Here is a 14,394-nt window from a genome sequence, read left to right on the forward strand (position 1 = left end):
TCATTATGGGATTCAAAAAGTTGTTTAAATATTCTTAATGTACATATCATGAAACATATAGTTGTTCTTACAGGCGCCGGAGTGAGTGCTGAAAGTGGAATAAAAACCTTTCGCGACGAAGACGGGCTTTGGGAAGGTCATGATATTATGGAAATTGCTTCACCCATGGGATGGGAACAAAACCAGGTGAAAGTGTTGGATTTTTACATTAAAAGGCGCAGGCAATTGCTCGAAGTTCAACCAAATCCCGCACATTATGCCCTTGTAAAGCTTGAAGAAAAATATAAGGTAAGCATCATTACCCAAAACGTAGACGACCTTCACGAAAGAGCAGGGAGTACAAATGTGCTGCACTTACACGGAGAATTATTAAAAGTAAGAAGTACATTTGATGAAGATCTCGTAATGGACTGGAGGACAGATCTAAAAATTGGGGATTTTTGTGAACATAATCATCAATTGAGGCCTCATGTAGTATGGTTTGGAGAAGCTGTGCCCATGTTTCAAATTGCTGCTGAAGTAACAGAACAGGCAGATATTCTATTAATTATTGGAACTTCGATGCAGGTTTATCCTGCTGCGGGACTTATGGATATGGTGAGGATGGGGACCCCTGTCTTTTTTATAGATCCAAAACCTTCCATTGCTTCTGGACCTAATATAACGGTGATCCAGAAAAACGCAGCCACCGGGGTTTCTCAACTTGTGGATAGTCTTCTGGAAGAGGTTTAAAAAGTATAAATAAAATTGCTTCTGAAATTAACTTCGCTACAATCTTTTTAAAAATGGGTAAAGGCTTATCTTTAGCCTTTCAAATTTTAAAAAATATATAATGACATCCCTTACTGCAATTTCACCCATAGACGGAAGATATCATCAAAAAACCCAATCTCTTATTCCCTATTTTAGTGAGGAGGCACTTATAAAATACCGGGTAAGGGTTGAGATAGAGTATTTTATCGCCCTTTGCAACCTTCCCTTACCACAGCTTAAGGATGTGAATGATGAAGTGTTTCATAAACTGCGCGATATCTATAGAAATTTTAGCAGCAAAGATGCCCTGGCAGTAAAAGAAATCGAAAAAACCACCAACCACGATGTAAAAGCCGTGGAGTACTTTATTAAGGAGAAATTTGATCAATTACAATTAGGGAAATTCAAAGAATTCATACATTTTGGATTAACCTCTCAGGATATAAATAATACTGCAATTCCTTTAAGTCTTATGGAGGCGGTTCACGAAGTATACACGCCACAACTGGATTTGATCATCCATAATTTATCTGTTTTAAGCAAGGAATGGGCAAAGGTGCCAATGTTGGCACGTACACACGGTCAACCGGCCTCTCCTACCCGTTTGGGCAAAGAATTACAGGTTTTTATTACCCGGCTTGAAGTACAACAGGAGCAAATGAAAGCCATCCCGCACTCTGCAAAATTTGGAGGAGCTACCGGAAATTTCAATGCTCATAAAGTAGCGTACCCATCAATAGACTGGAAAGCATTTGGAGGTGCTTTTGTAAAGGATAATTTGGGATTGGAACATTCCTTTCCAACTACACAAATAGAGCATTATGATAATATGGCTGCCTTGTTTGATAATCTCAAGCGCATTAATACTATTATTATAGATCTAAACAGGGATTTCTGGACCTATATATCCATGGATTATTTCAAGCAAAAAATAAAGGAAGGGGAAGTAGGATCTTCTGCAATGCCTCATAAAGTTAACCCTATAGATTTTGAGAACAGTGAAGGAAACCTTGGAATAGCTAATGCTGTTTTTGAACATCTTTCAGCTAAATTGCCGGTAAGCAGGTTACAACGTGACCTTACTGATAGTACAGTGTTGCGAAACATTGGTGTTCCCCTGGGTCATACATTAATTGCCTTTCAATCTACCCTGAAGGGATTGGATAAATTATTGCTGAATGAAACCAAGATCAACCAGGATCTCGAAAATAACTGGGCTGTGGTTGCTGAGGCTGTTCAAACTATCCTGCGCAGGGAAGCATATGAAAATCCATATGAAGCCCTCAAAGGCTTAACCCGAACCAATACCGGAATTACACAGGAAAGTATTTCCAATTTTATAGAAACCCTAAATGTTTCAGAAGAAATAAAAATTGAGCTCAAATCTATAACTCCCCAAAATTACACGGGAATATAAAGAACAAAACCCCCGCAGGAATTAAACCTGCGGGGGTTTTTAAAATATAATTTTTCTTTTTCTATTGTACTCTTTCAGCAAATAACCCGTTAAGTCCTGAAAAACCTGAAAGGTCTATGTCACCTTTTTCCATTGATTTTACCAGGGCAAGAATATCTCCGGGATTCATTTCATCTCCAAGAACACGCGCAAGTCCCATTCCCCTATTCTCATCAAATCCATATAGAATGATCTCATTTACTGCTTCTTCCTCACCGGTAAAATAGATCTCTACCCGGGTATCTCCACTACCATATCGCATAAGCAGCTGGTACTTTTCATCTTTTAAGATATTGGCTACATTAAGCTTTTCATTTTCAATTTTTTCAATGTTCTCTGCCTTTTTGGGAATGGCGAGCACATTTACTTTTTTCACCGTTTCAAGGGTACGCCTTTGGGCGTCATCCAGGGAACCCATATTGGTTAACATGCTCGCGGGGATATCTATTGCTACAAAATCTTTGTTATTTTGATTTTCAACATAATATTCCTGCAAACTTTGCTCGCCGTTACAAGCGGTTATTCCAATACCCAAAATAACAACGCTTAAAAACTTTAGAAATCTCATTATTTGGTTTTTTTATTCTTTACATTTTTTAACTCCTCAGACCCGGGAACTTTAAGATCTGAAGTTAATTGAGAAATCTTTGTAAGGTCAAGATTTCCCGTAATACTCATAATTACGGATATAGGTTTACCGTCTTTTTCACCTTCCATGAACATGAAAAGTTCACTAACAAAATTTTCGTTTTTTCCGGGTTTAGAGTAGAACTTAATATTATTCCCCTTTTCACTCACTCTCATTAGCTCATCCAAAGATCCTTTATTAAGGTACGCCGAAACATCCGTAGCCATTTGAGAACGTACTGAAGATAGATTGGAGGTGTAAATACGTATTTCCTTTAGATTCTCTATAAGGTTGAGATATTGCTGTGCTTCCGGATCTGTACTGCTAAGGTCAACTTTGGACAATAGTTTGAACATTTTACTCGTCATTACAACGGCATCCACGTCTTTCATGGAATCATATTTCTCAAAATTCTGGCCGTAACCTGTGAATGAGATTATACCAATTAGCGCTAAAATTATCGATTTTTTCATGGGTTCTATGATTTAGTTATTTTTTTAAATATTTGTTTTTTGCTTTATCAAATTCTGTTACGTAAGTCATTTCTTCAGTCCCGGTGTTCAGGGCCTGGGAGACCAATAATAAGGTTTCCCTGGCTTTTAAATAGGCTTCTTCAGGATCTTCAATTGTTCCAAGATTATTTTGATCCAGTTCCGGCCCAGTATTATTCACCGCGGTAAATATTCCAATCGCTATTAAAATGCTGGCCGCAATTCCCCACCATGCAAATCCTTTTCTTTTTTTAGACAGAACTGCGTCTTTGGAATAAGTTTGCTTCCGGGCATTCAATGTAAAAGAAAATAATGTCTCATACTCCTTTAAGTGATCCGGAACATTTCCTGAAGTAAAATATTTCTGTAATAATTTTTCTTCTTCAAGGCTGGTATTTCCTTCCTTATATTTTTCGAGTAAAACTTTTATTTCAGTTAATTCCATAGCGGTGTTTTTTTAGCAATTCTTCTCTTATTTTTTTTCTTGCCCGCGACAATGCGACTCTTATGGCTGTTTCATTCATTTGGGTAATCTCTGATATCTCCTCATAGTCATATTGCTCCACATCACGCAATTGAAAAATGAGTTTTTGCTGCTCCGGCAAACTTTTCAGTATTCGCTCCACCTGCTCCAATTCATCGCTATACTCCAACTGCACATGGATGTTGGTCTGGTTATTATCATAATTACTATGAACAATTTTTAAATTATTGTTCTGTTTCAGTTTTAATTGATCCAGACAATGGTTTTTTGTAACCGTCATCGCAAATGCTTCTAAATTGGCATAATGCTTGAGTTTATCATTTCGGCTCCACAATTTTAAAAGAACTTCCTGTATTGCATCCTCGGCTGCTTCCCGGGATGTAAGCAAACGCAGTGCCAAACGATACATTTTATCTTTAACAGGATCAATTAACCTTATAAATGTGGTTTGCTTCATTCAAAGTGGTTGTTAGTACCTTTCTATCTTTACGACGAATAGGTTACATAATTGTTACAAAAATTTTTAATTTACGATTTTGTCGTTACTTTTAAAGCTTCGAAAAACCCTAAAAACGAAATATGAAAATTTACAAATTATTTTTTCTTTCCCTCTTGGTAGCTGGATTTACTTCCTGTTCAACTGATGAAGATGATAAAGGCGAGTTACCAACAGGGCCTACAAGAAATCTTACGGTAGAAAATTTTATTTACCGTGGCCTTAACGAAATTTATCTATATAAGGCAAATGTTCCTCAGCTTGCTGATGGTTTCTTTGCTTCTCAGGCTGAAAGAAATGATTTTCTTGATAATTATGCTACCCCGGAAGATCTTTTTTATGAAGGTTTAACTGCTTCCCAGGATAAATTTAGTTTTATCGTAGATGATTATATTGAACTGGAAAATTCTTTTAGCGGGATAAGTACTACAACAGGAATGTCCTATGTGCTGAGTTATATCGCGCAGGGATCTGATGATATTCTGGGTTATGTACGTTATGTACTTCCGGGAACCTCTGCAGAAGCTCAGGGAGTAAAACGTGGGGATATTTTTACGAAAGTTGATGGTCAAAAACTTACTGCAAGTAACTATAGCGCTCTTTTGGCAGCCTCAAGCTTCACTATTACTCTTGCAAAACTGGAGGGTAGTGTACTTACTGATACTGATGTAACAATTACGCTTACCAAACAGGAATATAATTCAAATCCCGTTTTTATTGCAAAAACCCTGGATGTTGGAGGCCAAAAGGTTGGTTATTTAATGTATAATAGTTTTACTGCAGATTATGATGTGCAGCTTAACAATGCCTTTGGAGATTTTAAATCGGCTGGTATAACAGATCTTATTCTGGACGTGCGATATAATGGAGGGGGATCTGTAAGAACCGCGACAGACCTTGCATCAATGATTACCGGCCAATTTGCCGGCCAGCTCTTTATGAAAGAGGTTTGGAACCAGAAATATCAAACATATTTCGAGCAAAACGAACCGGAAAGATTGTTGAATAAATTTAATACTAAACTTAAAACCGGGGAAACCATTAACAGTCTTAATCTTGGAAGAGTATATATATTAACTTCGGCAAGATCGGCTTCTGCCAGCGAGCTGGTTATTAATGGCCTTGATCCATATATTGATGTGGTACAAATTGGTGACGTAACTACAGGAAAATTTACGGCTTCCGTTACCTTGTATGATTCCCCTAATTTTGGAAGGGCTAATGCTAATACCACTCATAAATACGCAATCCAACCCCTGGTATTAAAATCTGTAAATTCGGCGGGAGTTTCAGATTATGTGAATGGTTTAACCCCCGATTATACCTTAAAAGAAAACATTAGAACACTTGGGGTGCTTGGTGATCCTGATGAGCCTTTGCTTAAACTTGCTTTAGATGTGATACAAGGCAACAGGGTATCTATACCACAAAGTGTTGAAGAATTTAAATTTATGGGAGAAAGCAATATGTTTGATCTCGACTATCAAAGGATGTATATAGATGAGTTACCTCCTGTTATCCCCCGGGAGTAACTACAAATATTAAATCTGAAAAGGGGTTTCATACTTAAATTGAAACCCTTTTTTATTGGATTTAATAAATTTTGGCACATTATATGAATTATGAAGTAATGAGTTCTTTTGCCATTTTGTGAAGATATTTATTTGAAATTCACAGGCTTAATTGAAATTTTAATAATATTTTGGACCTTCGAAAAAATAGAATGTTTTTATTTCATCTTTTGGGGCCATATTAAAAAAATACATATGAGATCATACTTGAAAATTTTACCCATATTTCTTTTTACATTTTTAACCGCTCTGTTTTTTATTTCCTGTTCTGAAGATACAGAGGAAGTAGAAAAAGCAACTGCTGCTGCGACTACACCACCTGTAACGGCAGAATTTGAAGTGGAAAATTTTATATATCGCGGGATGAGCGATGTTTACCTTTACAAGAATGATGTGGCAGTTTTAAAAGAAAATTATTTTGCCAGCCAGGCTGAAAAAAATAATTATTTTTCTACCATCTCTTCCCCCACAGCCCTATTTAAAAAATTTATGTCTTCCCAGGATCGCTTCAGTTACCTTATTGAAAATTATGAGGAAATGGATAAGATGTTATCAGGTACCACTTCCACTACAGGTATGGAGTTTGGATTGGTAAATTACTGTAGTGGTTGTTCAGAAGTTTTAGGATACGTGAGAAATGTTCTGCCGGGTTCAAACGCAGATCAAAATGGTGTAAAAAGGGGGATGATCTTTAACAGGATTGGGGGGCAGCAGCTTACCACCTCCAATTACAGCTCCCTGCTGGCAGGAACAACCTACACTATTGGACTTGCAAAAATAGAGGACAATACAGTAAGCAATTTACAGCAGGAAATTACCCTTACCAAAAGAAGCCATACCTCGAATCCAGTCGTGATAACTAAAACATTAGATGTAGACGGCTCTAAAGTGGGATATCTTTATTACAACAGCTTTGATGCAGATTTTGATGAGGAGCTTAATGCTGCATTTGGAGATTTTAAAGGAAATGGTATCACAGACCTTGTTCTGGATCTTCGTTATAACGGTGGAGGTTCTGTAAGGACAGCTACAGATCTTGCGGCAATGATCACAGGGCAGTTTTCCGGGAAGGTTTTTATGAAAGAAAAATGGAATGAGAAATACCAGGCATATTATGAGCAGCAGGATCCTCAAAGTTTACTAAATAACTTTAATAAAAGCCTGAGAACGGGAACGGCAATTAACAGTTTGAATTTAAACCGGGTCTTTGTTTTAACCACCAGGGCTTCAGCCTCGGCCAGTGAATTGATCATTAATGGTCTGGATCCTTATATAGATGTAATACATATTGGAGATGTAACAACCGGAAAATTTCAGGCTTCTGTAACCCTTTATGATTCTCCCAATTTTTCTGAGGAAAGCGCTGCTTTAAAGACCACGCATACCTACGCAATGCAACCCTTGGTCCTTAAATCCCTGAATGCAAATGATGTATCAGATTATGTGAATGGTCTAAATCCAGACCTTGTGCAACGGGAGGATATTAAAAATTTAGGAACGCTTGGAGATGTTAATGAACCTTTACTTAAAACTGCTATTGATTTTATTAAGGGCAACAGGGTTTCTATTAAAGATGTAAAAACGTATGCCCCGGTTGGAGATAACCAAATGTTTGAACCTAATTACCAGGCAATGTACCTTGATAATTTCAGCCTTCCTGTGCTGGAGGAATAAAAAAACATTAATTATAAGATAAAAGGGTTTCAGATGCACTGAAACCCTTTTTTGTTTTTTAAAAATTAAGGGCAAGGCCTATACGGCCATTTCTACCGCGGGTTGTGAACCTGTAAATTTCTTCGTAAGATTCATTGGTAATATTATCAATCCCGGCAAACATTCTTATATTTTCATTGACACGGTAGCTTAGAAAATAATTCAAAATTCCGTAACCGTTTAAAAGAACCCTCTCATTTTGAAAACTTTCACTGTTAAAAAAGGTATCAGTTCGTTCATCGTTAAACTGGTATGTGAGAGATGAAAAGATATCGTCGGTAATTTGATATCCCAGAACTGCATTTACCTTATGGGTAGGAATTCTTAAGGCAAACCTTTCTGCTGCTTTTGTATATGTGTAGTTTCCGGTAAGATCAAGATCCGGCAGAATCTCTGCCCTTACCTCAACTTCAACACCACGGGCTTTAAAAGTCTCCCCGATGTTACGATACTGAAAAATAAAATTTTCAGGATCTATGGTTACAAAATCAACAAAATTCTCAGTTTTTCTCTCAAAGTAAACTCCACTTAATCGAAAATCTTTCCAATCTAATTCCATTCCCAATTCCAGGGTGCCACTGCTTTCGGGTTTAAGTTCGGGATTTCCGTAAATGGGATCATATAATTGATACAGGGATGGGGTAATATACGCCGTACCATAAGAGGCCAGGGCTTTTAAGTACCCTTCGCTTAAGGAGTGCGTGTATGAAGGATTAATATTATAAACCAGGTGACTACCATATTCACTGTGAATATTAAGACGGGCACCTGTGTTAACATTTAAACCCCAACTTGATAAATATACCACATTTACATATGGATCTATGATATCAAAATTTGCTTCCTCTGCATTAGTAGTCTGGACGAAATCTGTTTCCCCAAAGGGAATACCAAAGCTGTTAAACTCGCTCAAAATCCCATTCACCCCAATTACAGTATGGAATATTTGATTGAAAATATACTTATTATGGGCATCGAAAGCATACACCTTACTATCATATTTCACGGGGTAAGCCGATGTGACTTCCCTGTTTAATACAGTATAACTGTCGCTAAAAATGAAAGAACCGTTTGTATAATTTGCCTCCCAATGACTTCCGGTCCTAAACTGGTAGCTTTCCAGGTTATTTTCGGCATCCTGGTACATAAATGCATCGTCAAAAGAGGAATTGAAATTGTCATAATTTCCGTAGAAATGAAATTTTAAACGTTCATTAATCCTGTACCCAATGCGGGAATACAAATTGTACTTATTGAAAGGGTCTTCCTCAAATTCTTCATCTCCAATTGTACTATCGCTTTTCACTGCCGACATTTTTTCTGAAAATCTGTTGCTGAAATTCACCTGATAATCAAATCCTGAAGCCCTCCCGCTTACAGCCACAGCATTATCAAATCTGGCAATACTAAGATCTTTGTTCTGCTGAGAATTATTGGTACCCAATGTAGATTGAAGCTGTAACCCAATCACTTTATTCACTGGTTCTTTTGTAGTAATATTAATTACGGCCGTTGCCGCTCCCGAACCATAAAGCGTACTGGAAGCCCCCTTTATGATCTCTATACCTGCGACCTGGTCCAGGGGCAATAATCTTAGATCAAAATCATTGGCTATAGAAGATGCATCATTAACCTGCACCCCGTCTACCATAATAACCACCTGCCGGTTTCTTCCTCCCCTCACGTAATATCCAAGATTCTGGCCATCATTGCTGCGGGTGCCGTTTATTTCGATCCCGCTTACACGATTTATCACCTCCGGGATACTTTGTCCACTACTCCTTTCAATTTCCTGTGCAGTGATCCTGGTCACTACTTTACCGCTGTTTTCGCGTTTGATTTCTGTTTTTGAATCAATAAGGACTACTTCATCCAAAGATTCGATTTCTTCATTGGTCGCCTGTGAATAGGTCAGACCTGTGCATAACAATGCACCACAAAGCCATAATTTTTTGTACATTAAATTAAGTTATTACCAGGAGAAAAGATGTAGTAAACTACACCAAACTTTTATCCCGAAAGTTTGACATTAGGTGAATTGTGGCAGGTCTCCTGGCTCACGTACCGTTGCTTACCTTCCCATCCCCTTTTGCGGGACAGTGGTGTTTGAAGTAGTAACAACAGCCATCCGTCATTGGCGGACTTAGCTTACAGTTGCGGGAACAGCTCAGGATTTTTTAAAATGATCAATTATTTTAAATCACCTGATTCCCTTTTAATCGACAGGGTTTTAATTTATAAAACCGAATCAAACCAAAATTTCGATTCAAATTTAAACATTTATGTTTCTTACCACAGTAAAATTTTAAATAATCTTACTTTTGAGGTTCAAATAAAGATCCTGTTGAAATATCTGTTTTTAATATTTTTTAGTTTTTCTCTTCTTTCCTGTAAAACTGAAAGAAAAACCCCCGCAGAAATCCTCCAAACGGGAGATACCATTTCGGTTACACATGCCCATGGATTTAACATTGTGCAATACCAGGGATACAAACTTTTAACGGTGAAAGATCCCTGGCCAAATGCAGATGTTACATATACTTACCTACTTGCCGAAGAAGGGAGTGAAATTCCGCGGGAGCTGGAATTTCATCATAAGATCACTATTCCCGTTAATAAAATTGTGGTAACCTCTACCACTCACATTCCTTCACTGGAAGCGCTGGGGGTTGAAAGCACCCTTACAGGATTTCCTGGCCTGGATTATGTTTCTTCGGAAAAAACCCGGATTCTTATTGACTCAGGGAAAATAACGGAATTGGGGAAAAATGAAGCCATAAATACCGAAGTACTTATCTCGCTTGATCCATCTCTGGTAGTTGGATTTGCGGTGAACGGTGGCGGCAAAACATTTTCAACTATTGAGAAAAGTGGGATCCCGGTATTATATAATGGTGACTGGACAGAAGAGTCTCCGCTGGGAAAAGCGGAATGGATCAAGTTTTTCGGTGCTTTGTGTAATAAATCAGATCAAGCCGAAAGATTATTTAACGAGGTCGAAAATTCTTATAACGAGGCTAAAGAACTTGCCGCCCAGGCAACCCACGTTCCTACTGTGTTAAGCGGCTCTATGTACAAAGACCAATGGTACGTCCCCTATGGTAATTCCTGGTCTGCCAGATTTATTGAAGATGCAAATGCTGAATATATATATAAAGAAACCCGCGGGAGTGGCAGTATGGCCCTGGCATTTGAAAGTGTACTGAGCGATGCAGGAAATGCCGACTTCTGGATAGCCCCTGGTCAATTTGGTAGTTTTAAACAGTTAATAGAATCCTCAACTCACTACAACCGTTTTAAGGCTGTAAAAAATAAAAATGTTTTTACTTATAGCAATACAATTGGGAATACCGGTGGGGTACTATATTATGAATTGGGCCCATCCCGCCCTGATCTCATCCTTAAAGACCTGATTTCAATTTTTCATCCTTCCTTAATGCCCGGTTATGAACCAGCATTTTTTAAACCCCTGCATTAAATGGCTAATTCAGGGACATATAAAGGAATTTTAATCCTGCTGTTTGTCGCAGTAATACTTACCGCATTTGTAAATCTTAGCCTGGGATCTGTAACTATTCCCAATAAGGATATTTTGGCTACTTTCTTTGGGGGCGAGGTAAGTAATGACAGCTGGAGGTATATTATAATGGAATATCGCCTACCAAAAGTTTTTACCGCAATCCTTACAGGCTCAGGCCTTGCAGTGAGCGGGCTTTTAATGCAAACTCTCTTCAGAAATCCGCTGGCAGGGCCTTATGTATTGGGGTTAAGTAGCGGGGCAAGCCTGGGAGTGGCATTAGTGATTATGGGGGCGACTTTTTTTGGAGGCCCCCTGGCGGGTTTGTTGCTTTCCAAGTGGAGCCTGGTAATAGCTTCCAGTCTAGGAAGTCTTTTGGTTCTTTTAGCAGTCTTGCTGGCTTCAGCCAAATTACGGGATACTATGGCAATACTCATAATTGGGTTAATGTTCGCCAGCCTAACAGCTGCAGTAGTAAGTGTTCTGGCTTATTTTAGCCCGGCCGCCCAATTACAGCAATACGTGTTCTGGTCTTTCGGGAGTCTGGGTAACCTCTCCTGGGAAGAAGTTATTATTTTAACAATATTCTGGGCAACAGGCTTGTTACTAGCTATTACCTGCATAAAAAATTTAAACACCCTTTTGTTGGGAGAACAATATGCCAGGAGTCTGGGAGTGAGTATTGGGAGGAATAGATTGGTTATCATTATTGCAACCAGTCTGCTTGCCGGTAGTATAACTGCCTTTGCGGGACCTATAGCCTTCGTAGGGCTTGCAGTACCTCATCTTATAAGACAAGTGATCCCGGTAAATGATCATCGAATTCTGTTACCGGCCGTGGTCATGGGAGGTGCCATTCTCATGCTGGTATGTGATATTGCAGCACAAATGCCGGGTAGCCAGTTCACTTTGCCAATTAACGCTATTACTTCCCTTGTGGGAGCCCCCGTTGTTATCTGGCTTCTTGTAAGGAAAAGAAAATTTTTATTTTAGTTATCAAAAAAGAGAATTCAAATATCATCCTGGAAACAGACAACCTGCAGGTAGGTTACCGGAGCAAAAAGGTGGAAAACCTTATCGCCTCCAATATACGCCTGGAAGTTAAAGAAGGAGAACTGGTCGCCATTATTGGGATTAATGGTGTAGGGAAATCTACTCTATTAAGAAGTTTAAGCGGAGTTCAGGACGCCCTGAGGGGTGAAATTATCATTGGAGGGGAATCTTTAAAAACAATTTCCTCGGGTAAGCTCTCAGAGCTTATTAGCATTGTGCTTACAGAACAGCCTATCTCCAAAAACCTGAGTGTATTTGAACTTATTGCGCTAGGCAGGCAACCCTACACCAACTGGATTGGCAGCTTAACAAATAATGATCTGGAGCATATTAGAAAAGCCATCAAATTAGTTGATATTGAGCCTCTGGAACATAAAAAATGTTACGAACTTAGTGATGGGCAACTGCAAAAAGTCCTTATAGCACGTGCAATTGCCCAGGACACGCCTTTAATAATCCTTGATGAGCCCACAACTCACCTGGACATTTATCATCAGGCATACGTATTAAAACTTTTAAAAGATCTAACCAAGCAAACCGGTAAGGGGATATTGTTTGCTACGCACGAGATAAACCTGGCGATCCAATTATGCGACCGCATTGTACTTATGCATAATCAAAAGGTTATTACCGGCACACCCGCCGATTTAATTAAAGAGGATGTTTTTTCCCATATGTTCCCCGGTGATCTTATCGTTTTTGATAAGCTATTCCAATCCTTTAAGATCAATACCTGACAATTCCATTAAAACAGAGGTTTTATTTTGAAGAAAAGAAAGGTATCTTTGAGTAAACCTTTCCAACTGCATATGACCGAAACTTCACTTTTACTCTTCATATTCCCGGCTGCTTTGCTAATTGGATTTTTTATTGGAAAGCAAATTTCGGCTCTTAAATTCAAAGGGGAAGTAAGGCTCAAAGAAGAAATTAACTCTCAACTTAAACTTCAAATAGAAAACCTTAATTCCCAGTTTATCACTCAACGGGAAATTCATAATAATGATATTGAGTTAGTTAAAGCCGAAAATTTAAACCGGCTGGAGAAAGTTGAAAATGAACTTCATTCGCTGCGCAAGGAAAAGGAATTTTTAAGCAATGAACTTACTCGGAGAAACGCTGAATTTGAAAATTTGCAACAAAGAAACCTTGAACAAAAAAGCGAAGTAGCACAACTTCAGGAAAAATTCACAAAGGAATTTGAAAATCTTGCCAACCGCATCCTGGATCAAAAATCGGAAAAATTTACCCTGCTCAACAAGGAAAATATTCAGAATATCCTCACTCCTCTCAACGATAAGATCAAAAGCTTTGAAGAAAAAGTTGACAGGAATTCCAACGATTTTATAGAACGCCACGCTCAATTGGGAAAACAGTTACAGTATTTAAATGAGCAGAACGTAAAAATAAGCGAAGAAGCGACCAATCTTACAAAAGCCCTGAAGGGTGATTCACAAATGCAGGGAAATTGGGGTGAAATGATCCTGGAAAGTGTGCTGGAGCGCAGCGGACTTCAAAAAGACAGTGAATATTTTGTGCAGCAGAATTTTCACACCAGTGAAGGCAGGAATATCAGGCCAGATGTGGTGATCCATCTGCCGGGAAATAAAAAGATGATCGTAGACTCGAAGGTTTCCCTGGTAGCCTATGAGCGTTGTATCAACGAACCTGAAGATGCTGAAAGAAAGGTGCATTTAAAAGATCATTTAACCTCCGTAAGAAAAAGGGTAGACGAACTTGGAGTTAAAAACTACCACACCTTATACGATATTGAAAGCCCAGATTTTGTGTTGCTTTTTATTCCCATTGAAGCTGCTTTTGCCATGGCATCCAATCAATATCCTAAGTTGTACCAGGATGCATTTGATAAAAATATTATTATTGTAACTCCTACCACATTACTGGCAGTATTAAAAACCGTGGACAGCATGTGGCAAAATGAGAAACAAAAACAAAATGCCATTGATATAGCTACGCAGGCAGGCGCACTATATGATTCCTTTGCCAATCTTACGGAAGATCTTTTGAAGGTGGGACGGCAAATTGGAACCGTACAGGGCAGTTATGAAACTGCTATGAAGAAGCTCACCGGCAAAGGAAATTTAATAAACCGTGTGGAAAAATTGAAAAAACTGGGAGCAAAAGCAAGCAAACAACTTGACCACAAACTTATTTCGCGTTCCCAAAATGAGGAGGAAGAAATAGAAATGGATAACACTCTCAAACTGGAATAGC

13 protein-coding genes and 1 riboswitch are annotated in these 14,394 nt (G+C 38.6%); of the genes, 8 read left to right on the forward strand and 5 right to left on the reverse strand.

Features of this window, described 5'->3' with window-relative positions:
* Positions 1-48: 48 nt before the first annotated feature.
* Positions 49-732 carry an SIR2 family NAD-dependent protein deacylase gene (locus tag FK178_RS05655; protein ID WP_146831932.1) on the forward strand — a complete coding sequence of 228 codons (684 nt, stop codon included), beginning with the start codon at positions 49-51 and terminating at the stop codon, positions 730-732.
* Between the two features lie 100 nt (positions 733-832).
* Positions 833-2,170 carry an adenylosuccinate lyase gene (purB, locus tag FK178_RS05660; protein WP_146831935.1) on the forward strand — a complete coding sequence of 446 codons (1,338 nt, stop codon included), beginning with the start codon at positions 833-835 and terminating at the stop codon, positions 2,168-2,170.
* 61 nt (positions 2,171-2,231) lie between these two features.
* On the opposite strand, the gene FK178_RS05665 is transcribed toward purB, so the two are convergent.
* Genes FK178_RS05665 through FK178_RS05680 form a run of 4 tightly spaced genes read right to left on the reverse strand, consistent with a single transcriptional unit; the run spans position 2,232 to position 4,269 of the window.
* Entirely contained in the window at positions 2,232-2,777 is a 546-nt protein-coding gene (locus FK178_RS05665; protein WP_146831938.1) for a DUF4252 domain-containing protein, read from the reverse strand.
* Positions 2,777-3,310 carry a DUF4252 domain-containing protein gene (locus FK178_RS05670; protein WP_146831941.1) on the reverse strand — a complete coding sequence of 178 codons (534 nt, stop codon included), beginning with the start codon at positions 3,308-3,310 and terminating at the stop codon, positions 2,777-2,779. The genes FK178_RS05665 and FK178_RS05670 overlap by 1 nt, the downstream gene beginning before the upstream one ends.
* A 16-nt stretch (positions 3,311-3,326) precedes the next feature.
* A complete protein-coding gene (locus FK178_RS05675) occupies positions 3,327-3,773 on the reverse strand; it encodes a hypothetical protein (protein WP_146831944.1) in 447 nt (148 codons plus the stop codon).
* Entirely contained in the window at positions 3,760-4,269 is a 510-nt protein-coding gene (locus tag FK178_RS05680) for an RNA polymerase sigma factor (RefSeq protein ID WP_146831947.1), read from the reverse strand. The genes FK178_RS05675 and FK178_RS05680 overlap by 14 nt, the downstream gene beginning before the upstream one ends.
* A 122-nt stretch (positions 4,270-4,391) precedes the next feature.
* On the opposite strand from FK178_RS05680, the gene FK178_RS05685 reads away from it, so the two are divergent.
* On the forward strand, positions 4,392-5,840 hold the full coding sequence (locus FK178_RS05685; RefSeq protein ID WP_146831950.1) for a S41 family peptidase: 1,449 nt from the start codon (positions 4,392-4,394) through the stop codon (positions 5,838-5,840).
* 234 nt (positions 5,841-6,074) lie between these two features.
* Positions 6,075-7,553: a S41 family peptidase gene (locus tag FK178_RS05690; RefSeq protein ID WP_146831953.1), complete on the forward strand. Its 1,479-nt coding sequence runs from the start codon at positions 6,075-6,077 to the stop codon at positions 7,551-7,553.
* 58 nt (positions 7,554-7,611) lie between these two features.
* Here the strand turns inward: FK178_RS05690 and FK178_RS05695 are convergent, their stop codons facing one another.
* Positions 7,612-9,552 carry a TonB-dependent receptor plug domain-containing protein gene (locus tag FK178_RS05695; RefSeq protein WP_146831957.1) on the reverse strand — a complete coding sequence of 647 codons (1,941 nt, stop codon included), beginning with the start codon at positions 9,550-9,552 and terminating at the stop codon, positions 7,612-7,614.
* A gap of 65 nt (positions 9,553-9,617) precedes the next feature.
* Positions 9,618-9,855: riboswitch (cobalamin riboswitch) on the reverse strand.
* 81 nt (positions 9,856-9,936) lie between these two features.
* On the opposite strand from FK178_RS05695, the gene FK178_RS05700 reads away from it, so the two are divergent.
* Genes FK178_RS05700 through rmuC form a run of 4 tightly spaced genes read left to right on the forward strand, consistent with a single transcriptional unit; the run spans position 9,937 to position 14,393 of the window.
* Positions 9,937-11,070: an ABC transporter substrate-binding protein gene (locus FK178_RS05700; RefSeq protein ID WP_240793902.1), complete on the forward strand. Its 1,134-nt coding sequence runs from the start codon at positions 9,937-9,939 to the stop codon at positions 11,068-11,070.
* Entirely contained in the window at positions 11,071-12,102 is a 1,032-nt protein-coding gene (locus FK178_RS05705; protein WP_146831964.1) for a FecCD family ABC transporter permease, read from the forward strand. It begins immediately after the preceding gene.
* 2 nt (positions 12,103-12,104) lie between these two features.
* The gene (locus FK178_RS05710) at positions 12,105-12,899 is read left to right on the forward strand and encodes an ABC transporter ATP-binding protein (protein WP_168194615.1); all 795 of its coding nucleotides are present in this window, start codon (positions 12,105-12,107) and stop codon (positions 12,897-12,899) included.
* Positions 12,900-12,926: 27 nt separating this feature from the next.
* Complete coding sequence (gene rmuC / locus FK178_RS05715; RefSeq protein ID WP_317130388.1) at positions 12,927-14,393, forward strand: DNA recombination protein RmuC; 1,467 nt, start codon at positions 12,927-12,929, stop codon at positions 14,391-14,393.
* Position 14,394: the final 1 nt, after the last annotated feature.

Source organism: Antarcticibacterium arcticum (genome assembly GCF_007993795.1).
Taxonomy (GTDB): domain Bacteria; phylum Bacteroidota; class Bacteroidia; order Flavobacteriales; family Flavobacteriaceae; genus Gillisia; species Gillisia arctica.

What these genes read in the sequence shown, in the direction of transcription:
- FK178_RS05655 (WP_146831932.1), top strand. Translation starts at nt 49, where the DNA reads ATGAAACATATAGTTGTTCTTACAGGCGCCGGAGTGAGTGCTGAAAGT.
- purB (WP_146831935.1), top strand. Translation starts at nt 833, where the DNA reads ATGACATCCCTTACTGCAATTTCACCCATAGACGGAAGATATCATCAA.
- FK178_RS05665 (WP_146831938.1), bottom strand. Translation starts at nt 2,777, where the DNA reads ATGAGATTTCTAAAGTTTTTAAGCGTTGTTATTTTGGGTATTGGAATA.
- FK178_RS05670 (WP_146831941.1), bottom strand. Translation starts at nt 3,310, where the DNA reads ATGAAAAAATCGATAATTTTAGCGCTAATTGGTATAATCTCATTCACA.
- FK178_RS05675 (WP_146831944.1), bottom strand. Translation starts at nt 3,773, where the DNA reads ATGGAATTAACTGAAATAAAAGTTTTACTCGAAAAATATAAGGAAGGA.
- FK178_RS05680 (WP_146831947.1), bottom strand. Translation starts at nt 4,269, where the DNA reads ATGAAGCAAACCACATTTATAAGGTTAATTGATCCTGTTAAAGATAAA.
- FK178_RS05685 (WP_146831950.1), top strand. Translation starts at nt 4,392, where the DNA reads ATGAAAATTTACAAATTATTTTTTCTTTCCCTCTTGGTAGCTGGATTT.
- FK178_RS05690 (WP_146831953.1), top strand. Translation starts at nt 6,075, where the DNA reads ATGAGATCATACTTGAAAATTTTACCCATATTTCTTTTTACATTTTTA.
- FK178_RS05695 (WP_146831957.1), bottom strand. Translation starts at nt 9,552, where the DNA reads ATGTACAAAAAATTATGGCTTTGTGGTGCATTGTTATGCACAGGTCTG.
- FK178_RS05705 (WP_146831964.1), top strand. Translation starts at nt 11,071, where the DNA reads ATGGCTAATTCAGGGACATATAAAGGAATTTTAATCCTGCTGTTTGTC.